Source organism: Chryseobacterium sp. FR048, assembly GCF_056844665.1.
Genome location: NZ_JBXDSE010000011.1, coordinates 62,032 through 85,185, shown reverse-complemented (window position 1 = coordinate 85,185; position 23,154 = coordinate 62,032). Strand labels below are relative to the sequence as shown.

The window sequence follows — 23,154 nt, the reverse complement described above, 5'->3', positions numbered from 1 at the left end:
TAACCTATAAACCCCTCGCTTCATCATCGACGAAGTCGCTCTGCTTTGCTCCTTAAAATAAAGCATCGGAATCACTATACCTTTGCGTCAGATAAAAAAATAGCTACTAATGCCCGAATATTTACTTTGAGTTTCTCCAACTGTCACTAAGTTTTTTCAATACAAATCTGCATAATCTCGTCAATCAGCGAGAAATAAAAAGGCAGATTTCAGTTGGTAATTTGTTTTTACTCAGTCATACAACCCCTTCGCTTCATCATCGACGAAGTCGCTCTGCTTTGCTCCCTAAAATAAAGCATCGGAATCACTATACCTTTGCGTCAGATAAAAAAATAGCCACTAATGCACGAATATTTACTTTGAGTTTTTCCAACTGTTACTGAATTTTTTCAACGTAAATCTGCGTAATCACCTCAATCAGCGAGAAACAAAAAAGGCAGATTTCAATCGAAACCTGCCATAATCAATTCTACAAAATTAATTTCAGAAGTTAAACATCAAGCATTAACTTCATTTTTTATTTCAAAGTAAACTTCACCTTTGTTTTAATAGCATCCGAAGAATTTCCTATCAGGGCTTCAAAATCTCCCGGTTCAGCTACCCAGTCGTGTTTGCCGGCATCAAAATAACTTAGAGCCGTTTTATCAATGGTAAAACTTACTTCTTTGGTCTCACCAGGATTTAAATATATCTTTTCAAAACCTTTCAGCTCTTTTGCCGGGCGTGGAACAGATGATTTTAAATCACTGATGTAAAGTTGAGCAACTTCTGCTCCTGCTTTTTTACCTGTATTTTTTACCGTTACTGTAAAGGTAATGGTATCATCCTGTGAAAGAGTTGTTTTATCAGCTTTGGCTTTTCCAAACTCAAAAGTGGTATAGCTCAATCCATGTCCGAAACTGAACAATGGCTTTATATTTTTGGTGTCATGCCAACGGTAGCCTACAAATACGCCTTCGTTGTAAGTAATATTGATCGGGTTTTTCTGATCTTTACCTTTCCCGGCTGCCAATTCATCTTTTTGTCCGGGATATTCTCCAAGCTGATGCGCTGAGTTGTCTTCAAGCTTTACAGGGAAGGTAAACGGAAGCTTTCCTGAAGGGTTCGCATCACCTGCTAAGATAGAAGCAATAGAATTTCCGGCTTCAGATCCCAGGTACCAGGATTGAAGAACGGTAGGAACTTCCTTGATCCATGGCATGGCCACAGCATTTCCTGATACTAAGACTACAGCCAGGTTTTTGTTTGCTTTTGCAAGAGCAGAGATCACATGATCCTGATTATAAGGAAGTCCATAGCTTTTTCTGTCGTTGCCTTCGCTGTCCTGGAAATCAGCTTTATTCAGTCCGCCCACAAAAATGACATAGTCAGATTTTTTGGCCAATTCTACAGCTTCGTTCAATAATTCAGCTTCAGAACGGGTATCTTTTAAATTCTGTCCGGATTTTACGCCGTTGTATTCACCGCCAATATCTCCTACATAACCTCTCGCATACTGTACATCAGCCTGTTTTCCGAATCTGGCCTTGATGCCATCCAGAGGAAGCGTTTCATATTTAACTTTTAAAGAAGAAGAACCACCGCCAACAGTCATGATTTTGATGGCATTTTCTCCGATAACCGCTATTTTTTTAGCCTTATTTATATCGATAGGAAGAACATTTCCCTGGTTTTTCAGAAGAACAATTCCTTCTTCCCCAATCTCTTTTGCAACAGCCTTATGCTCTTCAGAAGCAATATTTCCAAAAGGTTTGTTACGGTTCATTGTCGTTTTGTAAGCAAGGCGAAGTAGTCTTGTTACTTTATCATCAAGTTCTGTAGTTCCTACTTTTCCTGCTTTGATAAGGTCTAGATAAGGTTTTGCCAGATAATAGTTGTCATAGGCATTTTTAGTTCCTGCAGAAAGCCCGTTGGTCCACGATCCGAATTCAAGATCAAGGCCGTTGTGGATAGCCTGCTCTGTATTATTTACGGCTCCCCAGTCGGATACAACCACTCCTTTATAGTTCCATTCTTTTTTTAGAATATCATTGAGAAGATATTGGTTCTGGCTGGCATATTGACCTTTGTACATATCGTAAGCGCCCATGATCGTCCATGAGTCACCTTCTGTGACAGCGGCTTTGAAAGGAGGAAGATAAATTTCATACAGGGTTCTGTCATCTACAATTACATTGCTGGTATGACGGAACATTTCCTGGTTGTTGAGGGCAAAATGTTTTACAGAAGTAGCAACGCCATTAGATTGTACCCCTTTGATATAAGGAACCACCATTTTTGAGGTCAGATAAGGATCTTCACCCATATATTCGAAATTTCTGCCATTCAGGGGAGTTCTGTAGATATTGACTCCAGGTCCCAGAAGAATATCTTTTTTTCTGTATCGGGCTTCTTCGCCTAATGCTTTCCCGTAGTTCCAAGACATTTTTTTATTCCATGTGGCAGATAATGCAGTAAGAGCAGGGTAAGCGATAATAGAATCGTTGGTCCATCCGGCCTGGTCCCATTCGTCCCACATCACTTCAGGACGTACCCCGTGAGGGCCGTCAGTGGTCCAGAATTCCGGAATTCCGAGTCTTGGTACACCTGGCGAACTGAATTTGGATTGTGCATGGAGCATGGCCACTTTCTCTTCCAGGGTCATTCGCGATAATGCATCCTGAATACGCTGTTCCACAGGTTGGGATTCATCTAAATAAACGGGTAGGGGAGTATTGGTCTGAGCCATATAAGAAGCAGAAATAAAGGTGAGTAAACTTATAATGACGGTTTTCTTTAACATAATTCCTTTCTATTTGATTGAAAACAAAAGTAAAGAAAAATTTTTATTATCTCAAATTGAGAAAATAAATTTTGAAGATAAAAAAACTGCCCGCTTATTGGCAGACAGTTTACTGTTGTATATTTTTATTGGTAAGAGCAGATAAGAAGAGGGCTATAAAAGTAAATCCATTTTCACTCATCCTTCTCCCTCATGCTCTCAAACGCTCTCAACCATCAGTCCCATCCTTTTACAGCTCCTCCTTTGAAGACTTCCAGAGCTTTCTTTTCCACTTCCGGAGACTCATAGGCTTTAACAAAATTTTTGACTTTCTGACTGTTCTTATTGTCATGTCTGGCAACAATCACATTCACATAAGGAGAATCTTTATCTTCAACAAGGATGCCCTGTTTTTTCTGATCTAGGCCAGCCTGAGCTGCAAAATTGTTATTGATTATACCAACCACAACATCTCTGTCGTCCAGAACTCTTGGGATCTGGGCTCCTTCAATCTCCATGATCTTCAGTTGTTTCGGGTTTCCTGTAATATCCGTTACTTTTGGCAACAATCCGACACCGTCTCTCAGTTTCAGCAGGCCGCTTTTCTGCAAAAGAAGCAAAGAACGTCCTCCGTTGGTTGGGTCATTGGGAATCACAATGGTATTGCCTTCCTGCAGTTGGCTGATATTCGTAATCTTTTTGGAATACGCTACAATAGGGTAGACGAATGTATTTCCTACAGGTACAAGGTTATAGCCTCTCTGTTTTGACTGTTCCGTCAAATAAGGAATATGCTGAAATGCATTGGCGTCAATATCTCCGTTGGTTAATGCCTCATTAGGAACTACATAATCGTTGAATGGAATAAGCTCCACTTCCAGGTTGTATTTATCCTTAGCTACTTTTTTTGCCACTTCAGCCACTTCCTGTTCCGGGCCATATGTGATTCCCACGCGGATAAAGTTCGGATCATCTTTTCTTCCCGAACAGGCACTGAATAGCAATACTCCAGCAGCTAGCAGACCAAAAATTTTTATTTTTTTCATTTTTTTTTATTTAAAGGGTTTTGGGGGGAGGAGGCGAAGAAAGCGAATATGGCTGAGAAGGCAAAGAGGCGAAAGGGCGAAATTGCAAAATGGCAAAATTGCAAATAGGTGAAGAAGATAAAATATGGATGATATTAATCTTATACTCTATAGTCATCTTACCCTCAAACTCTCTTACTCTCAAACTCCCCGAGCTTTCAAGCTCTCCAACCTGTACTACCTGTGATCAAAGCTTTTCGATAATCTGTCTCCCATAAACTGTATGATGAATACAAGGAGCACAAGTAAGATCAATACAGTGTTCATAATGACAATATCATATCCTATGTAGCCATACTGGTACCCCACCTGTCCCAGTCCTCCGGCACCTACAGCACCTCCCATTGCAGAGTACCCTACAAGGGTAATCAGAGTAATGGTTGCATTATTGACTAAAGAAGGAAGGGCCTCAGGAAGCAAAACTTTTCTGATAATCTGTAATGGTGAAGCTCCCAGAGCTCTTGCAGTCTCAATAAGACCGTGAGGAACTTCAATAAGGCTGTTCTCCACAAGTCTTGCAATAAACGGGGCTGCTCCTACACTCAGTGGAACCAAAGCTGCATTCACTCCGATAGATGTTCCGGCCAATATTCTGGTAAAAGGAATCATCCATACAATCAGAATAATAAAAGGGATCGCACGGAAAATATTAACCAGAATAGATAGACCTCTATGATAGAAAGCATTTTCCAGCAGTTGTCCTTTTCTCGTTAAAAACAACATAATCCCAACCGGAAGTCCCAGTACAAAACCAAAAAATCCCGACAGAAATGTCATATAAACCGTTTCCCAGGTTCCTTTTGCCAAAAGGGCAATTACTGTATCACTAAGCATATCCTCTTACTGTATTTTGAATTTTATTTTGGTTGAAATAATAAATCGCCTGTTGGTTTTCCTCAGCCTCACCCTGAAGCTGTAGCAAAAGCTTACCAAAATTGGAATTTCCAAGATATTCTACGTCAGCCTTTAAAAGTTTGTAAGGGATTTTATATTGGTTATAGAGTGCTGAAAGAATTTGTTCAACACTGATGTTTTCGTTTAGTTCTATTTCGACCAGCGGAAATAAACCTTCTTTCGGTTCTTTCTGCAGTCTGTTACTGAGTTCCTGTGGCAGGGTCATGATGTCTGAATTTATAAATTGGCGGATGATCGGATTTTCTCTATCCGAAATAATCTCGCTTAAAGTTCCTTTTGTTAATAATTTTCCTTTGTCGATCACAGCAACGTGGTTGCAGACCGCTTTGATCACTTCCATTTCGTGGGTAATCAAAAGGATGGTAATTCCCAGTCTTTGATTAATATCTCTTAAAAGCTGCAGAATAGATTGCGTTGTAGCCGGGTCCAGTGCACTGGTAGCTTCATCACAAAGCAGAAGGTGAGGATCATTGGCCAGAGCTCTTGCAATGGCTACCCTTTGTTTCTGTCCTCCTGAAAGGCTTTTTGGGTAATCATTCGCTTTATCTTCAAGTCCTACGATCTTCAATAATTCATTAACTTTTTTGTTGATCTGATCTTTGCTGATATGGTCCAGTTCCAAAGGAAGGGCTACATTATCAAAAACAGTTCTCGAAGAAAGAAGGTTGAAATGCTGAAAGATCATTCCTATCTTTTTACGCTCTTCAGCCAGTTGTTTAGAATTGAGCTTTGTAAAATCTTTTCCATTAATAATGATCTGTCCCTCATCAGGGCGCTCCAGCAGATTGACGGTACGGATCAGGGTACTTTTCCCGGCACCTGAAAACCCGATAATACCTACTATATCTCCTTTTTCTATATTGAGGCTCACCTTATCCAGTGCTTTAAAAGACTGTTTTTTCTGGTGAAATGTTTTTGAAATGTTCTTGATTTCTATCATTCTGATTTTATATCCTGTTTAAATAGGCTGGTATCGTCTGCCTGCTCTGTTAAAAAATCTTCTTAATCTTCTGATTTTGACCTTCGACCGTTTTGAAAGTTTAAAATACTTGGTGACATTCGTTAGAAGTACTCCCAGCAATATGATGAATAATCCATACAGCTGACCTCCATTGATACTCTGGTGAGCGACAATCCAACCTGCAATCACCGTTACGATAGGATTGATGTAGGTATGGGTGCTTACCAAAGCAGCGGGTTTCACGGACAACAGCCAAATGTACGACAAATAAGCGACTATCGATCCAAAGAAGATCAAAAATAAGACCCCAAACCATGCCGATAATGGAACTTCGGATACCGAAAAATCAGTCCATTCTTTCCTGAAAAAAGCAATCATAAAAGAGGCCGCTCCCGCTACTATAAGCTGTTGTGCGATATTCATAAAAGTAGATTGTGAGGCCGGATTTTTCTTTGAATATAAAGAACCGAGCACCCATGCTATGGAACTTAACCCCAGCACAATAAATGCTGTGATACGAAGATTTTCGGACCCGACAGCATGAGCTGCCGTAGAATGTACACTTCCTTTTAAGAAGAATACCAATCCTATAAATCCTATGATCAATCCTATCGGAATAAATTTATCCGAAAAATAATATTTCCAGTTTTTTCTGTCGATAGCAATGAACCAGAACGGGCCGGTTGCTATGGAAATAGCCGCTTCAGAGGCTGTTACATATTGTTCTCCCCAGGCTACAAGACCCGTCCCTCCGGTAAGAATAAGGATACCGGTAATGGCATTTTTCTTCCAGTTGACCAGAGAATTTGCTTTTTCTCCCTTAGAAAGAAGATAGGCGATCATCAGAATTCCGGCAACCATAAACCGTAACCCGGAAAGAATGAATGGTGGAAAACCCTTTAAGCCAAATGAAATAGCTAAAAACGTAATTCCCCAAATTACATAGATGTTGGTAAACGCAACAGGAACCAACCATTTGTTTTTAGAATTGCTCATTTTTATATTTTTAATGTTGTTCGTTCTCAATGAAAAAAGGCCCTACAATTCAGTAGGGCCTTTAAAAAGTATATTATATTAAAAAGTAAGGTCACCCACCGTATTCTTGATGCACAGGCATACACATATCCTTCATCATGTTTTTGATGATATGTTTACTTGTTGAATTATTCTTTGTTTCTGTGCTCATTTTGTTTTATTTCCTGAATACGGTTGCAAATATATAATATAATTTTTATTAGTCCACTAAAAAAGTAGAGATTTTAAATATTAATTTATCGTTAACAGTGTAAGTTGTTTGTTTTCAGTTGTTTGCTTGTGTTTTTTAATTTTAAGTAGTGGAACAGATGCTATATCTTTTTTATTTCAAATTATCCTAAAATCATACTTTTATTTGTGTTATGAAAAAGATAAAATAAATTGAATATTTTGAGAATTGTGTAAAGTTCTTGAAAGCTCAATCTGAGATCAATCCTGAGGAGTCTTATTTCGCATTCAATAGACTGGACTGTCTTTATTTAGGCGGCACAAAACACCTATGAAACCTGTATTTTTTAAGTTTATAATTACCAGATCAATGGTGATGTTGATGGACGCTTTTTTGTAATAGGCATTTTTTATTATATTTAATTTTTGATTAAGTAAATGAAAAATATACTTTGGATCATTCTGTTGCTGTCCTTTATTTTTTCTGATACATTTACTTCTTTCTGATACCGAAAAAAATCAAAAGCTTTGACAGTCAGAGACTCAGAATCTAAATTAGCTAAAGTCAAAAAAAATCCCGATTTTTGCACTCCTTCAATAAACCCTGAGTTCATGAAATTATGTATTGCCGAGAAACCAAGTGTTGCCAGAGATATTGCCAAAGTATTAGGGGCTACCACGCCTAAACAGGGCTATATGGAAGGAAACGGCTATTGTGTAACATGGACTTTCGGACATCTTTGTACCCTGAAAGAACCTCATGACTACGGTCCTCAGTACAAATCCTGGAATTTATTTTCACTGCCAATTATTCCCAGCAGTTTTGGAATCAAACTGATCCCGAATAAAGGCGTTGAAAATCAGTTTAAAGTGATTGAGAAATTGGTAGAAGACTGTGATGAGGTCATCAACTGCGGGGATGCCGGGCAGGAGGGAGAACTGATCCAGCGTTGGGTGCTGCAGAAAGCAAAATGCAACAAACCGATCCAGCGTTTATGGATTTCTTCATTGACGGAAGATGCGATTAAAGAAGGTTTTGCCAGCTTAAAGCCTGCAGAAGATTACAAGAATCTTTATCTGGCCGGAAATGCAAGAGCTATAGGAGACTGGTTGCTGGGAATCAATGCCACGAGACTTTTTACCAAGAAATTCGGAGGAAATAAAGCGGTTCTTTCTATCGGAAGAGTGCAGACGCCGACATTGGCCATGCTGGTTCAGCGTCAGAAAGAGATTGATGCCTTTACCACAGAAGAATATTGGGAACTGAAAACAAAATACCGTGATGTTCTTTTTAACGCAGCGATCGATCGTTTAAAGACATTAGAACGTGCTGAAAAAGGACTGGAATACCTGAAGGTAAATCCATTTGAAATTGTTTCTTTCGAAATTAAAGAAGGAAAAGAAAAAAATCCCCGACTTTTCGATTTGACCGGACTTCAGGTAGAAGCCAATAAAAAATATGGCTATTCAGCGGAAAACACGTTGAACTATGTCCAGAGTCTTTATGAAAAGAAACATGTAACCTATCCGCGTGTAGATACAACGTACCTATCCGATAGTTTATATCCGAAAATAGAGGGTATTCTTAAAAAAATGTACCCTTATCAGGAGTTGATTGCCCCATTACTGGAAGCTCCGATTCCAAAATCAAAAGCTGTTTTCGACGATACCAAGGTAACGGATCACCATGCGATCATTCCTACGGAAATTCCACCGTCTCAAAACCTGAGCAGGGAAGAAAAGCTGATATATGATCTGATTGCCAAACGTTTTATAGCGGTATTCTACCCGGAATGTAAAATTTCCAATACTTTGGTAGAGGGAAAAGTAGGAACCATTCCTTTCAAAACCAGCGGAAGACAGGTTCTTGAACCGGGATGGAGAGCCGTGTATTCAAAAGAACCTAAAGAAGAAACCACAGATAAAGAAAAAGAAAAGGAGGAAGAACAGACCATTCCTGAATTTGTTGTGGGCGAAACCGGGCCACACGATCCAATGATTCACCAGGGGAAAACAACCCCTCCGAAACCCTATACCGAAGCAACATTGCTGAGAGCCATGGAAACTGCCGGGAAACAGGTAGAAGATGAAGAATTAAGGGAAATGTTGAAAAATAACGGGATTGGAAGACCATCCACCCGTGCCAATATCATTGAAACCCTTTTCAAAAGAAAATACATCGAGAAAAAAAGGAAAAACCTCATCGCTACCCAAACGGGAATTCAATTGATCGACACCATCGAAGACGAGCTTTTAAAGAGTCCAGAACTGACAGGTGAATGGGAATCAAAACTTCGTAAAATTGAAAAAGGCGAGTATGAAGCCAATCTTTTTAAAGAAGAACTGATTCAGATGGTAACAGAACTTACTGAAAAAGTGGTGTATGGAAAAGGAAAAGTCATCATGCTTCAGGAAGAAGAAAAAGAAGTCGTGAAGGAAAAGAAAAAAAGAGAACCTGCACAGAAAAAAGAACTTCAGTCCTGGGAAGAAACAAAATGCCCGAAATGTAAAGAACATAACCTGATCAAAGGTAAAACAGCAGTCGGCTGCTCCGATTTCAAGAATTGTGGTTTCAAAATTACCTTCGAAATTTTTGGGAAGAAACTGTCCGATAAACAATTGATGGATCTTGTTCTGAAAGGAAAAACCTCAAAACTGAAAGGCTTCAGTAGCCATCCGGAAAGTATAGCGGAAGGGGTTTTGGCTTTAGGTGATGATTTCCAGGTACTTCTTAGCTGATGAGTTAATTGTAATCCATTTAACTCCAAAAGTCTCAAAAGTTTTTTAAACACTTAAGTTATTTAAGTTTACAAACTTTGCGTATATAAAGTACACTAAAGCCTATGAAAATCAAAGATTTTCATCTAAAGTGAACTTACTGATCAGTATCATGATAAACTTACTTATGTGAACTAAAGTGTTTTAAAATATACAACTTAAGATTCAACTGCTATTTTGTGGAGAATACGGGATTCGAAACCGTGACCTTTTGACTGCCATTCAAAAGCGCCATTTTTTTACCAATATTAGAATGAAAGGTACTCACATTCCCTTCCTCTGGAGGGGTGGCAAAAATTCAAAGAATTTTTGACGGGGTGGTTTACCAGATCTTCAGAATAAAGCCCCCTACAACCATTACCGGAACAGCTTATGATACCATCCGTCAATATCCGTTTTTATATCCTCGTGATATTTACATAAGATCTTTGCCAGCTCCAGTTCAGATCTTTCAGATTTATAGGGATTCAGAGTAAGATACCCATAAAAATTTCCGTTTTCATCAACGATAGCTGGCGGATAAGAAGCATAGGCACTCCACGGAGAGTAGGTACTGTATGAACTTCCATAGTTCCCGTTAGTATTCCAGATCGATTTTGAACCGAATATATTCCCGAAATCACTGAATTTGTTCCACACTGAGTTTTTATCAAAAGTATCACAGTTCAGACATCCCAGGTATTGATCCTGATCGGCACCTCCATACAAATGTAAAGTCTGCGCCTGAAAACTGCAGCCTATCAGGAACACTAAAAACAGGAAAAACTTTTTTAAACTCATTATGAAAGCTTTACTGCAAAGCTAATCTTTTTTTATCATCCAAAATTTTCACAAAACGTGTCGAGTGCTAATTTTTATGTTTTTAATTCTTTAAATTTTAAATCAATCTCTAAATTTACATTCAAATTATAATCAATGACTCCAGAGAAAAAGAAACTTATCACCGACAGCTTCGGCCGTTCAGAAACTTTGAAATTCTATAAAGCAGAATTATTGGAAGTAGAAACGGATTTCATTTCTATGAAAATTCCTAAAATGGAAATAATGACCAGAAAAGCAGGAATGTTTAATGGGGCAATGATTGCTTCATTGGTAGATGTTTCTTCAGGATATGCTGCTGTGAGCCATTACGAAGAAGACTGCTATGTGGTAACCGTTGAATTGAAAGTAAATTATCTTCGTCCCGCAATAGGAGATGCTTTGGTTTCAAAATCCTACGTCATCAAAGGTGGAGCGAAGATCAGTGTGGTAAGAACAGAAATTTATGTTCAGGATGAAAATGGCAGCTCAGAAAGTCATGTGGCGACTTCATTAGTCACGATGATGAAAATAAAATAATAAATTTCAGGTCAATTTGGAGATAAATATTCCTTCAATAAAGGGTTTAGCGGAATTCTTTTTATGAGAATGGAATAGCTTTTGCTCAACAATCCCCATAAACATTAAAAAAATAACAATATGAACTTACTTATCCGATTATTTATAACGGCAATCGTTGCCTTTTTTCTAACCAAAGTTTTATCGGGAGTACATTTTGACGGATTTTCTTCAGCAGTTATTTTCGCCATTGTACTTGGTGTTTTAAATATATTTGTAAAGCCTGTTTTAAGTCTGTTTGGGCTTCCTCTGACCATCATTACTCTGGGTTTCTTCGCATTGGTGATCAATGCGGCGATCATTATGATTGCTGATTATTTCATAGACAGTATGCAGGTAGACGGTTTCTGGTGGGCATTTATCTTCAGTATCCTGCTGTCGATTGTCACTTCACTGGCCAATTCAATGTTCTCCGATGGAGATTAATTGACTGAATATACAATTTAAAAAGTCCGTTGGTATTGCACCAGCGGACTTCTTTATAAAAAGCTAAAAGGTTTAAGAATCTGATCATCCGGAAACAATAAAACCTCCAAAAATAAAATTAAATAAAGAAAATTAACCTCCCCCAATTCACTTCACCTCCTCAACCTCCCAGCCATCTTTGCCATCTCAGCTATCTTCACCCTTTCACCTTCCTTTGTCCCCTCAGCCCCTTTACTCCCTCCATCCAAACAAAAACCTCCCACAATTTTACCCTTCCTCCCTTTCACCTTTTCACCTCCCCCCAACTTTATTGTTAATTCTTTCGTCCATTTTTATTTTAAATACTAACTTTGGCAATCTTTGAATTTAATGAAAGGAATTAATGAAATCAACAGGATTCCAGAATTCCGTTAAAAAATGAATATCAACATATGAAACTTAAGTACAGTCTGCTGGCTCTGGCAGCTCCGCTTTTAATGAATGCACAACAAGTAATGACGCCTGAAATTCTTTGGACTTTGAAAAAAGTTGGAGTACAGGCAGTTTCACCGGATCAGGCTTCCCTTATCTATAAAGTAGGGCAGGTAGATCTGAAAACAGAAAAGACAAAAAGTGAGAATTATTTCCTGAATGTTCTTAACAGCCAGTCTGCTAAGATAGATTTCGGAAAAAAAGCCCTTATACAGTGGGATAAGAACGGAATCTATGCTCAGGAAGGAGATAAAATCTATCTTTCAAAAGATGCAGGAAAAACCTGGACAGAATTCTATACCATTGGTGAGGTTGACAACATCGTGATCTCTCCGGATGGGAAGAGAATTGCCTTCAGCAAGCAGGTTTTGGTAGAAAAAGTAATGGGTAAGGACAAATACAGCGATACCCCTAAAACTACCGCTCAGGTGTATACCGACCTTAACCACAGACACTGGGATTATTTTAACGAAGGAAAATACAATCATGTATTTGTAGTGAATACTTCCGATAAAGTAGACGGAGCTAAAGACCTTTTGGAAGGAAAAACCTGGGATTCTCCTCAGAGACCTTTCGGCGGAGCTGAAGATTTTATCTGGAGCCCGGATTCTACACAGCTTTTATATGTGATGAAGCCTAAAAGTGGTAAAGAATATTCAACAAGTACGAATACCGATATATTTGCTTACGATATGGCAACCGGTACCACCAGAAACCTGACAGAAGGAAATAAAGGATATGATGTCAATCCTAAGTTCAGTCCGGATGGAAAATCTTTGATCTGGCAGAGTATGGCCAGAGACGGATATGAGGCAGATAAAAATGATGTGAAAATCATGGACTGGAAGACCGGGAAGACCACAAATCTTACAGCAGCTTGGGATGACAGCGTTTCAGGAGATGTTCTTTGGGGAGCAGACTCAAAAACGATTTACTTTACAGCCGCTTACAGAGGAACAAAACAACTTTTCTCCCTGGATTCAAAATCAGCAAAAGTACAGCAGATTACCAAAGGAGATTTTGACGTTAATGAAATCTTTACAGATAATAAAACTTCACTTTTAGTAGGAAGAACAGACGTAAATCACGCTACAGAACTTTTCTCGGTTAACCTTAAAAACGGAGAAATGAAGCAGGTGACTGAAGCCAACAAAGATACTTATGCGAAATTGGCTCAGGGGAAATCTGAACTTAAAATGGTTAAAACTTCAGATGGTAAAGAAATGGGCGTATGGTTCCATTATCCACCTAATTTTGACCCGAATAAAAAATACCCGACATTGGTTTACTGCCAGGGAGGTCCTCAGTCTGCATTGACGCAATACTTCAGCGTAAGATGGAATTTTGCTTTAATGACAGCAAACGACTATATCGTAGTAGCGCCAAACAGAAGAGGAATGCCGGGATGGGGAACAAAATGGAATGAAGATATTTCAAAAGACTGGGGTGGACAACCTATGAGAGACTATCTGGCAGCTACTGATTACGCGAAAACATTACCTTATGTAGACGGTGACAGAGTAGCGGCTGTAGGAGCGAGCTATGGAGGATACAGCGTATTTATGCTGGCGGGAATCCATGAAAACAGATTCAAAACATTTATCGCTCACGATGGATTGTTTGATATGAAATCATGGTATCTGACCACTGAAGAGCTTTGGTTTGCCAACTGGGATCTTGGTTCGCCATGGGAGAAACCACTTCCAAAAGCTTATACAGAATTCAACCCAAGCAACTTTGTAGAAAAATGGAATAAGCCAATCATGATCGTTCAGGGTGGAATCGATTTCCGTGTCCCTTACGAGCAGGGTCAGGAAGCTTTCCAGGCTGCAAAATTAAGAGGTTTAAAATCTAAGTTGGTATACTTCCCGAATGAAAATCACTGGGTACTTCATCCACAAAACGGATTGGTATGGCAGAGAGAATTCTTCGATTGGTTAAAAGAAACATTGTAAGATCAACAAGAATAAAATATGAATAGAAGCGGGCTTTAGCCCGCTTTTTTTATGATGAAAAAGTTCAACGGTTTAAGGTAATATGTATAAGGTGAGGCAAATCTGTAGAGAAAGAAGAGGGAAATTCAATAGAAGTGGGCTTTAGCCCGCTTTTCTCATAATAATTAATTCCGATGGCTTTAACCAAAACCTAAAAAATAGATTGCATTTTTCTTAATCATCAAAAATTAAATTCAATAGAAATGGCTTTTAATCTGTTTTTTATGATTTAAAATTCCATTGGCTTTAATATGAAATATATTTTTTGATTTGAAATCGGTAAATAATCAAATTCAATAGGAGTGGGCTTTAGCCCACTTTACTTAAATTTACCGTTCCATTGGCTTTAGCCAAAACTTACATAAAATGCTTCACTCTCCAAATCAACACAACCTGTGAAAAATAAAACTAACCATAACTAACCCTGCCTCGTTTTTTAATTTTGAAATCCCAAAGACTCTGACCAAAATTAATATATTTGGATATGCAAAACCGTATTTCTTCATTCGCTCCCCTTATTGATGATCAATCTGAAATCATAATTCTAGGTTCCATTCCGGGAGTGAAATCATTGGAAAAACAACAATATTACGCACATCCCCAGAACAAATTCTGGAAGATCATTCTTGAATTGCTTCATGAAGAGTTTACCGAAGATTATCCCGAGAGAATCCAAACATTAAAGAATCACCATATTGCCCTTTGGGATGTCATCGATTCCTGCGAAAGAAAAGGAAGCCTGGATTCTGAAATCAGAAACGAAGAAGCCAATCAGATCGGCGAATTATTGGAAAAGCATCCTAATGTCAAAGCTGTTTTCTGTAACGGTGGGAAATCTTACAAAAACTTGCAGAAGTTGTTAGGGAAGAACTACAGATTACCTGTCATTTTATTGCCTTCCACGAGTCCGCTTCATACCGTTTCCTTTGAAAAGAAATTTGAAGAATGGAAGAGGATACTGGAGTTTTTGGAGTGATTGTGGGGTATGGAGTTTTGGATATTTAGTTTGAGAGTTTTAGAGTCTGAGAGTTTGAGGGGGTTGAAAGCTTGAGGGTTGGTTAGGATTGTAAAAGTGTAGATTCCTGAGATATGGAAAACTAAGAACTACCCACACACTTTGTCCATTCCATAGAAATCTATAGATCGCGTAATTAATCCTTGAAAGAGAATTCTGAGATGTTGAGTGTGAGTATTTTATCACTCAGTCCATTTACCTTTTGGCAATTTAACCTTTTTGCTCTTTCGCAATTTCACAGTTTCCTTCCTGTAAATATTCCCTTAATCCTTTCAACAGTTCCAGCTGGTTTTTCGTTCTGTCCAGATTATGCTCAGGATATTTCGTAGAATAATAAATACTTCCGTTCAGGTAATCGGTTAAAAAACGAACTTCCTGAATATAAATGGCGACCTGTGCAGCATAATCCAGGTGATTATATTCTTCCGGAGTCAGTTTTTCCTTGAGATGGAATAAGAAGCCTTCTTTTACCGCTTTATACATTTCAGGGTTGAAATTATCTTTGGCACTTCCGTCATCTTCATTGGTTGTATTGGTGTAAGACTGAATCATTGTTCCAAAATCATAGAGAATAGTGGAAATCATCATGGTGTCCAGATCAATTACAGCTAACGGATGATGATTCTTATCAAAGAGAATATTACTGATTTTTACATCTGCATGAATAATTCTTTTGGGAATCTGATGGTTTTTCTCCATTGTGATCCATTGATCGGGTAAAGAAAGGAACTGGTTGGTGATCTCTATTTCTGCCTTCGCACTTTCTTTTAAATGGGGAGTGGCATTTTTGAGTGAATTTTTATAATCAGTAATCCTTTTTTCAAAATTGAGAAAATTGGGGAGTGTATCTTCAATAGCAGGTAACTTTTCCGTATTTACAGTGGCAAGGAAATAGCTGAAGGTTTTGGCTGCCTCAAAAGCTATCTGTAGAGAAGGAGCAGTAATAAAGGTTATACTGTCTTCTACAAAACTCAGCATACGCCATGGCTGATTATTCGCATCCTTCACCAGAAGTTGATGGGTAAGAGAAGGAACAGGCTCTATAATTTGGAACTGGTAATCATTGGCTCTGAGAAGTTCATTGATCATTAAATGATTATTGACGATGACTTCCGGCTGTTTGAAAACGTTATCATTGATCTTTTGCAGGATAAACTTTTGGTTCCGGTCCTTATCTTCCAAAAGGTAAGTGGTGTTGATCAGCCCGTCTGTAATAGGAGAGAGGGTGTAGTTTTCCGTACCGATGAATTGAATGACAATATCGTTTAGTTCCATAGATTTTCCGGGTATCTGTTTTTTTGAATTTCTGAGGTCAGAAAATCCTTAATATTCTTTTTGTCGTCGGCATAGGTCACACCCATCCATTGAGAAGGAGATGCTTTGACCTTTACTTTTACTTTATTTTCATCGATCATGCTCTGTACAGCGGAGGGAATATAGAATTCCTGATCAGGCAAGGGATCAGACTCGATAAAGTCATAAAAATAAGCTTCCAGAAAACAGAAAATATGAGGATGGAAAATAAAAAAGTTCATCGATACCAGAGTTTCAGGATCTAATTTTATATTTTCTCCGTTTTGAATATAAATGATAGAATTATTGATTCTTTGAATAGAGGTTTGCTCTTCTACCTTCAGGAGATCGTTTTCAGAATTCAGAGTACATATCCCTCTGGCTACAGCTCCGTTACCACTCAATGTAGTACCTACCGGATAAGCAATCATTCCGAATTGTGAATCTGAAATATGATGCTGATTGATCTCATGGGCGGCCAGTTGATAGGCTTCTTTACCGTAAAAATCATCTGCATTAATCATGACAAAAGGCTCCTGTATCGAATATTTGGCACAAAGAACAGCGTGAGCGGTTCCCCACGGCTTTTTACGTTCAGGATAATCAAAGCCCTCTAGTGAAATAGGAATGCTGTCCATTTCCTGATAGACCCAGTGAAGTTCAAAATCCTTTTTTTCAGCAATGGCATTGAGCCGGTCAATATAACTTTGAGGAATCAGTCTGTTGACGATGATGACCACTTTATGGAAACCGGCTTCCAGAGCATCATAGATAGAATACTCCAAAATCGGAGATCCGTTATCGAGTATTCCATCCACTTGCTTAAGGCCTTTATAGCGGCTTCCTAATCCGCCTGCTAATATGAGTAATGCTTTTTTAGAACTCATCGGTCATTCCAAATACAGGTTTACGGGTTTTCCATTTTCCGTTGGTGAAGTCAGGAATATCAACAACCTGTCCACCTTTGGCAATAGATTCTTCACTCAATGGAGTGATAGAATACCATAAGGCAAGATCATAAACATCCATTGGGAATTCTATATTTCTCTTGATGCATTCAATGAAAGTATTCATCACAAAGAAGTCCATTCCGCCATGTCCGGCTCCGGCTGCTACATTTTCAAATTTCTTCCACATCGGGTGATCATATTCTTTCATCCACTTTTCCGTATTGTCCCAACGGTGAGTGTGGTTCATTGTTTTTTCAAAATAAATATGTCCCTGGTTAAAATCTCCCCATCCGAAATCCTGCCACAATCCTTCAGTTCCCTGTACCCGGAAGCCAAGATCGTAAGGTCTCTGCAAGCTGGTATCGTGGGTTAAAAGAATCGTTTCTCCGTTAGCACAGGCAATTTGAGTGGTAACAATATCTCCCTGGTTGAATTTTACTTTTGCACTAGGATGGTTTTCCCCTCCTTTAGGATGTTCCACAATATATTTATGAAGGCCTACAGATTTGGAAGAGAAAGATGAAAGCCTTGTCAAGCGGTTTCCTCTGTTAATGTCCATCATCATTGCAACCGGGCCTAATCCGTGAGTAGGATAAAGTTCTCCGTTACGTTTTACATAATGCTCGGTTCTCCATTTCGCCTCACTGAAGCCTTTTTCTCCAAACTCAGCCCCGGAATTATAAGGAGTAACCCCGTCATTGAAGAGAACTCCTCTCAGATCATGCTGATAACCGCCTCTTCCGTGTACCAGCTCTCCAAACATCCCTTTACGGACCATATTCAGAATGGCCATAATATCTCTTCGGTAGCAGACATTTTCCATCATGAAGATAGGAACTTTCGTTTCTTCATATACCTTCACAAATTCCCAGCAATCCTGAAGCTTTATTGCTCCGGAAACTTCCATTCCAACAATCTTTTTAGCACGCATTGCTTCTACGCCCTGCGGAAGGTGCCATTCCCATGGAGTAGCGATGACGACAGCGTCTATTGTTTTTAATTTTAAAAGATTTCTATAGTCATATTCCCCGTTCGAAAACTCCTGAGCTGCCGATTTATTATTGTCTTTCAATATTTTTTGAGAAGCAGCAAGCATTCTTTTATCAGGATCAGCAAAGGCTACGATCTCTACATCGCTTCGTTTTGCCAGTAATTTCACGTGTTCCTGCCCACGAAGACCAACGCCGATAAAGCCGACACGGACTTTTTTATCTGTTTTAAAATCATTGGAATACGCAAATAAAGAATTGGGTAAAACCAAGGCTCCAAAGCTTGCCAAAGCTGCTGTTTTTATAAAGTTTCTGCGGGAATTGCTATTGTCCATCTATTTTTTTTCTAAATATATTAAAAGTTTTGCAGACTGCGATGGGGTGGGAGTTATAGAGCTGTAGAGCTTGGTGAGTTTGAGATTCCGGAGGTGAGTTTGAAGGTGGGAGGGTTTGTGAGTAAGAGAGTAAGAGAGTATGAGAGTATGAGAGTATGAGAGTATGAGAGTATGAGGGATCATAGAGTATGAGATTAATTGCATCTATCTTTTAACTCCTTCACCCTTTTCACCCATTAGCAATTTTGCCTTTTTGCAATTTTACAATTTCGCCTCTTAGCCTCCTTAGCCTTCTTCGCTTTCCTCACCTATCCCCAAAACCTACCGTCCTATCCATGCCTCTCTTAAAGCCAGCTGTTTTGCATCAGGATTAGGAGAAAGCTTTACTTTTCCGGTACTTTCATCATAGTTAAAACCAACTTTTGCCAGATATTCTTTCAAAGGAAGAGGTTGGGTACCTTCAACGTAATCACTGAAAAAGGTTCTTATTTCCGGGAAAGTCATTTTAGTAATTTCATCAAACAGATCATCATCTTTAAAGTATTTTCCTGCTCCGTATTTCTTCATCAGCAATTGCATCAGATCCTGAGTTCCCATTTTCCCGTCAGAAAGTTCTCTTAACCTTATATCCAGACACATTCCCAATAATGGTCCTTTTTGATAAAAGTTCATGTATTGATCCTGTCTTTCCATCGAGTTTTTACTCATCTCAGTAAAAGATAAGCTGTTGTCAAACTCTTTCATTCCTTCTATCTTTTCTTCTATGCTTTTTTCAAAATCCTTTAAACTGATCATTTTTTGTTTGATAGGCATATGAATCGTTGCGTACTCCGTCATCCCTTCATATAACCACAGATGTTTGGACATGACAGGGTTCAGAAAGTCGTAATGTTGAATTTCCTCGGAATGAATGTTCAATGGGGTAATAATATGGAAAAACTCGTGAGAAGCCACTCTGTTTAGGGCCATCGGAAGGAATTTCATATCTCCTGAGCGGTACAGGCAGACTGTTGATTGCGAATGCTCAAGCCCGTCGCCCAAAAAACCGTTTTCATTGGAAGATTCATAATAAATTAAAAAAGCATATTTGTTAACCGGCAATGAGCCTCCCAGATAGGCTTGCTGATTTTTCAGAATATTCTCCAGTTCAAGGGCTATTTTTTTTGAATAATGCCTTTCCTTCTTATTGTAGAATGAGACAAGCACTTCCGTATGGCCTATTTTCAGCCATGTTGTATCGGGAACACAGTACATTACCGGAGAATCTACCAGTTTATGGTAGTCTTTGGCCCAGACTATATCTGTGTTTTTATTTTTCTGCTTGTAATCCAGGGCGGAAGAAGCATAAAACCCTTTTTTCTTTGTAACATTGATCTGATAGGGAGCTTCTCTTATTTCTTCAAAATAGCCTACTAAAGAATTGTAATTGATGACAAAAACACTGTCTTTTATAAACGTACTGCCGGCAGATCTGGCCTCATGGCTTTCCTTTTCCAAAGAATCCCAGCCATCAGCTACCTGATAAGATATTTTACTTACACGCTTGAGATCATGTACCATCCAGCTGTTCTGATCCAAACGTTCAACAGGTATTTTCTTTCCGTTTTTATCAGCCGCTGTAAAATGGGAAACATATTGCCCGAAATTCATAGCCTGATAAAATCCGGGAACCAGTTTGGGAATAATAAATTTCCCCTGTTTAAGATTATTCTTTGGAGGAGCAAAAGAAACCTTCACTTCATCATTGGATATATGAAGAAGATCTATATTGTATTCGTAATTTTTCTTTGATTTTTGGGCAATAATTGCATTTGGAAATACAATGAGTACGAAAAGTAATTTTATCAGTTTATTCATTTGTTTTTTAGTTTTATGATAATACAAAAATTGCCCAGGGTTAAGTTGCTTTAAAGTCCTTATTTTTCCATATAATAAACTTCTTCATAAGGCTGGATCAGTACCCATCCGTGTCCTGAAAATTTCATCTGGAATTCTTCACCACTACCTCTTCCGATCAGACTTTTAAAAGATACATTTGTTTTCAGTTCAGGGCTCAGATTTCCGGACCATGCCACAGTAGCATTAGGATCTGTGAAGACAGGAGTATCCGGTGTTACTACCAAAGTCAGAGGATCTCCGTGAGTGGTAATTGCAATATGACCCGTTCCGGAAAGCTTTACCTGAAATAGACCGCCAGACATCATTCCTGCAATGCTCTTAAGCATGGTAATATCACTTTTTATACTTTGTTCATGGGCTAAAACATCATTTCCGTTTACACATACAGATTCATTATTCAGATAAAGAATACGAACTTTTTTCCCGGAATCGGCTACATACAGTTTTCCGGTACCTTCCGCTTTCATCAGCTTGGCTCCTTCACCACTGATTGCTTTCTTTAAAAGATTTCCAATTCCTCCGGCCAGCATTCCCTGTCTTTCAAAATTGATATTACCCACATAGCTTACCATACTTCCTTTTTTGGTCCATACTGATTGGTTATTAAGGTTGATTTCCAGAAGGTGTTTCGTTTCCAGTTCAAAATAATCTCTCTGTTGCGGATTCTCTTTCGTTTCGTTGATAAATGCTTCTATTGAATATTTACTCATAATAATGATTTTTTAATTTGTCGTTTTTATGTTGTTATTATTTTAGTTTGTCGAGCTTATACTCTCTTTTGTTACTTTTAGGATTCAGATCTACAAATTCATAGTCTTCAAAGTGGGCGAGTTTGGCTTTGAACATTTCAGTCGCTTTTTCTAATGACCATGTTTTAGGATAATGAAAACCTTCGAACTCAGCATTGAAAATCTGTGCCTTGAAATCATGCGAAAATTCATGATCACCCGCATAGGTTAATGCTATTTTACCCGTCCATGTTATATCATATTGATTATGGGCTGTTTTTGAAAATCGGATATGATGGCCGGTGCAGCTGTCATGTCCCAGCAGATAAATATTGAAGGCAAGATCATCGTCCTCAAAATGTTGCTCAGAAGGAAGGTCGTTACTGAAAAGATCAGTTTTAACCACAGCATCAAAATCCAGCTTTTCATCCAGATTGTTTATTCTGATTCCTCTCTGGTCGCCCCAATAATTTGAGGATAGAGTACAGGCGTGATAGTTTCCCCATACGATTTTGGAGTTCCAGTCAGACAGATCTTCATCTTCTTCCACACTGTTTTCATCATCATTGGCATAATAATTTTCAGTTTTTAAATGAAAATCGAACCAGATGAATCCATATTCGTCAATCCGGCCGCTCCAGCTGAATATTTCAATTTTATGTCCGTTAGGATACGGATTATCAATGAAGTATATTTTGCTTATAGATTCCATATTGAAAATTGATTTTTTCAAAAGTACTCTTTTTAAGCTTTAAAAATTCCCGTAAAATCACGGTTTTATAGATGATTGAAAATAATACTTGACAAAGGGGTGTTCAATGTCGTATATTTGCACTCCGAAAATTACACCTTGTAATTTCAATAATTTTTAAACCGTAATTTAAAAAATGAAAACATCAGATTTTAATTTTGATCTTCCTGCGGAATTATTGGCAGAACACCCATCAGAGCACAGAGACGAGGCTAGACTAATGGTACTTGATAGAAAAACACAAACTATCGAACACAAATTATTCAAAGATGTAGTAGATTATTTTGATGAAGATGATTTGTTTATCTTCAACAATACTAAAGTTTTCCCTGCACGTCTTTATGGAAATAAAGAAAAAACAGGAGCTAAAATTGAAGTTTTCCTTTTAAGAGAGCTTGATAAGGAAACAAGAGTTTGGGATGTTTTGGTAGATCCGGCAAGAAAAATCAGAATTGGTAACAAATTATTCTTCACTGAAGATGAGTCATTGGTAGCTGAAGTTATCGATAACACAACTTCAAGAGGGAGAACGTTAAGATTCTTATTCGATGGTTCTTACGACGAATTCAGAACGAAACTTAAAGAATTGGGAGAAACTCCACTTCCAAAATATATCAAAAGAGCAGTAGAGCCGGAAGATGCAGAAAGATACCAGACGATCTATGCAAAAGTAGAAGGTGCAGTAGCAGCTCCTACAGCAGGTCTTCACTTCTCTAAGCATTTGATGAAGAGATTGGAGATCAAAGGGATCAATTTTGCTGAAGTTACCCTTCACGTAGGATTAGGAACTTTCAACCCAATTGAGGTAGAAGATCTTTCTAAGCACAAAATGGAATCTGAAGAAATCATCATCGATGAGAAAAATGCTGCTATCATCAACAAAGCAGTAGATGCTCACAGAAGAGTATGCGCAGTAGGAACTACTACTATGAGAGCGTTGGAAACTTCTGTTTCTTCAAACAAAAAAATCTCCGCTTTCAACGGTTGGACGAATAAATTCATTTACCCACCTCACGATTTTGGAGTGGCTAACTCAATGATCACCAACTTCCACACACCGAAGTCTACTCTGATCATGATGATCGCTGCATTTGCAGGAAGAGATTTCGTAATGCATGCTTATGAAGAAGCCGTAAAAGAAAAGTATAAATTCTATTCTTACGGTGATGCAATGTTAATTCTATAAAAAAGATAATAGGTAAAGGTTGCAGGTAGTAGTTACC

18 protein-coding genes are annotated in these 23,154 nt (G+C 38.5%); 6 read left to right on the top strand and 12 right to left on the bottom strand.

What is annotated here, in order from left to right; genetic code table 11:
• Window positions 1-517: 517 nt before the first annotated feature.
• From AC106K_RS24550 to AC106K_RS24530, 5 genes are all read right to left on the bottom strand, one after another.
• On the bottom strand, window positions 518-2,728 hold the full coding sequence (locus tag AC106K_RS24550) for a glycoside hydrolase family 3 C-terminal domain-containing protein (RefSeq protein ID WP_482448265.1): 2,211 nt from the start codon (window positions 2,726-2,728) through the stop codon (window positions 518-520).
• A 269-nt stretch (window positions 2,729-2,997) separates the two neighbouring features.
• On the bottom strand, window positions 2,998-3,807 hold the full coding sequence (gene metQ / locus AC106K_RS24545; protein ID WP_482448181.1) for a methionine ABC transporter substrate-binding lipoprotein MetQ: 810 nt from the start codon (window positions 3,805-3,807) through the stop codon (window positions 2,998-3,000).
• 216 nt (window positions 3,808-4,023) lie between these two features.
• On the bottom strand, window positions 4,024-4,680 hold the full coding sequence (metI, locus tag AC106K_RS24540; RefSeq protein ID WP_482448180.1) for a methionine ABC transporter permease MetI: 657 nt from the start codon (window positions 4,678-4,680) through the stop codon (window positions 4,024-4,026).
• Window positions 4,673-5,701 carry a methionine ABC transporter ATP-binding protein gene (locus tag AC106K_RS24535; RefSeq protein ID WP_482448179.1) on the bottom strand — a complete coding sequence of 343 codons (1,029 nt, stop codon included), beginning with the start codon at window positions 5,699-5,701 and terminating at the stop codon, window positions 4,673-4,675. The genes metI and AC106K_RS24535 overlap by 8 nt, the downstream gene beginning before the upstream one ends.
• An 18-nt stretch (window positions 5,702-5,719) precedes the next feature.
• Window positions 5,720-6,718 carry an EamA family transporter gene (locus tag AC106K_RS24530; RefSeq protein WP_482448178.1) on the bottom strand — a complete coding sequence of 333 codons (999 nt, stop codon included), beginning with the start codon at window positions 6,716-6,718 and terminating at the stop codon, window positions 5,720-5,722.
• Window positions 6,719-7,537: 819 nt separating this feature from the next.
• Between AC106K_RS24530 and AC106K_RS24525 the strand changes: the two genes are divergently transcribed.
• Complete coding sequence (locus AC106K_RS24525; RefSeq protein ID WP_482448177.1) at window positions 7,538-9,664, top strand: type IA DNA topoisomerase; 2,127 nt, start codon at window positions 7,538-7,540, stop codon at window positions 9,662-9,664.
• Between the two features lie 396 nt (window positions 9,665-10,060).
• Here the strand turns inward: AC106K_RS24525 and AC106K_RS24520 are convergent, their stop codons facing one another.
• Window positions 10,061-10,483 carry a hypothetical protein gene (locus AC106K_RS24520; RefSeq protein ID WP_482448176.1) on the bottom strand — a complete coding sequence of 141 codons (423 nt, stop codon included), beginning with the start codon at window positions 10,481-10,483 and terminating at the stop codon, window positions 10,061-10,063.
• A 135-nt stretch (window positions 10,484-10,618) separates the two neighbouring features.
• Here AC106K_RS24520 and AC106K_RS24515 point away from each other — a divergent pair, with 135 nt between their 5' ends.
• From AC106K_RS24515 to AC106K_RS24500, 4 genes are all read left to right on the top strand, one after another.
• Window positions 10,619-11,041, top strand: coding sequence for a PaaI family thioesterase (locus tag AC106K_RS24515; RefSeq protein WP_047097006.1), 423 nt, complete (start codon window positions 10,619-10,621; stop codon window positions 11,039-11,041).
• 120 nt (window positions 11,042-11,161) lie between these two features.
• Window positions 11,162-11,506 carry a phage holin family protein gene (locus tag AC106K_RS24510; RefSeq protein ID WP_047097007.1) on the top strand — a complete coding sequence of 115 codons (345 nt, stop codon included), beginning with the start codon at window positions 11,162-11,164 and terminating at the stop codon, window positions 11,504-11,506.
• Between the two features lie 431 nt (window positions 11,507-11,937).
• Window positions 11,938-13,932 carry a S9 family peptidase gene (locus tag AC106K_RS24505; RefSeq protein ID WP_482448175.1) on the top strand — a complete coding sequence of 665 codons (1,995 nt, stop codon included), beginning with the start codon at window positions 11,938-11,940 and terminating at the stop codon, window positions 13,930-13,932.
• A 523-nt stretch (window positions 13,933-14,455) separates the two neighbouring features.
• Window positions 14,456-14,947, top strand: a complete 492-nt coding sequence (locus tag AC106K_RS24500) for a DNA-deoxyinosine glycosylase (protein WP_482448174.1) — start codon at window positions 14,456-14,458, stop codon at window positions 14,945-14,947.
• A 249-nt stretch (window positions 14,948-15,196) separates the two neighbouring features.
• Here AC106K_RS24500 and AC106K_RS24495 read toward each other — a convergent pair whose 3' ends face one another.
• The 6 genes from AC106K_RS24495 to AC106K_RS24470 form a co-directional block, all read right to left on the bottom strand.
• Complete coding sequence (locus AC106K_RS24495) at window positions 15,197-16,261, bottom strand: phosphotransferase enzyme family protein (protein WP_482448173.1); 1,065 nt, start codon at window positions 16,259-16,261, stop codon at window positions 15,197-15,199.
• Window positions 16,252-17,166, bottom strand: coding sequence for a nucleotidyltransferase family protein (locus AC106K_RS24490; protein ID WP_482448172.1), 915 nt, complete (start codon window positions 17,164-17,166; stop codon window positions 16,252-16,254). The genes AC106K_RS24495 and AC106K_RS24490 overlap by 10 nt, the downstream gene beginning before the upstream one ends.
• Complete coding sequence (locus AC106K_RS24485; protein ID WP_482448171.1) at window positions 17,156-18,553, bottom strand: Gfo/Idh/MocA family protein; 1,398 nt, start codon at window positions 18,551-18,553, stop codon at window positions 17,156-17,158. The genes AC106K_RS24490 and AC106K_RS24485 overlap by 11 nt, the downstream gene beginning before the upstream one ends.
• 321 nt (window positions 18,554-18,874) lie before the next feature.
• On the bottom strand, window positions 18,875-20,410 hold the full coding sequence (locus AC106K_RS24480) for a M61 family metallopeptidase (protein ID WP_482448170.1): 1,536 nt from the start codon (window positions 20,408-20,410) through the stop codon (window positions 18,875-18,877).
• Window positions 20,411-20,469: 59 nt separating this feature from the next.
• On the bottom strand, window positions 20,470-21,162 hold the full coding sequence (locus AC106K_RS24475) for an AIM24 family protein (RefSeq protein ID WP_482448169.1): 693 nt from the start codon (window positions 21,160-21,162) through the stop codon (window positions 20,470-20,472).
• Between the two features lie 37 nt (window positions 21,163-21,199).
• Entirely contained in the window at window positions 21,200-21,913 is a 714-nt protein-coding gene (locus AC106K_RS24470; RefSeq protein ID WP_482448168.1) for a hypothetical protein, read from the bottom strand.
• A gap of 154 nt (window positions 21,914-22,067) precedes the next feature.
• Between AC106K_RS24470 and queA the strand changes: the two genes are divergently transcribed.
• Window positions 22,068-23,117 carry a tRNA preQ1(34) S-adenosylmethionine ribosyltransferase-isomerase QueA gene (gene queA / locus AC106K_RS24465; protein WP_482448167.1) on the top strand — a complete coding sequence of 350 codons (1,050 nt, stop codon included), beginning with the start codon at window positions 22,068-22,070 and terminating at the stop codon, window positions 23,115-23,117.
• Window positions 23,118-23,154 lie beyond the last annotated feature (37 nt).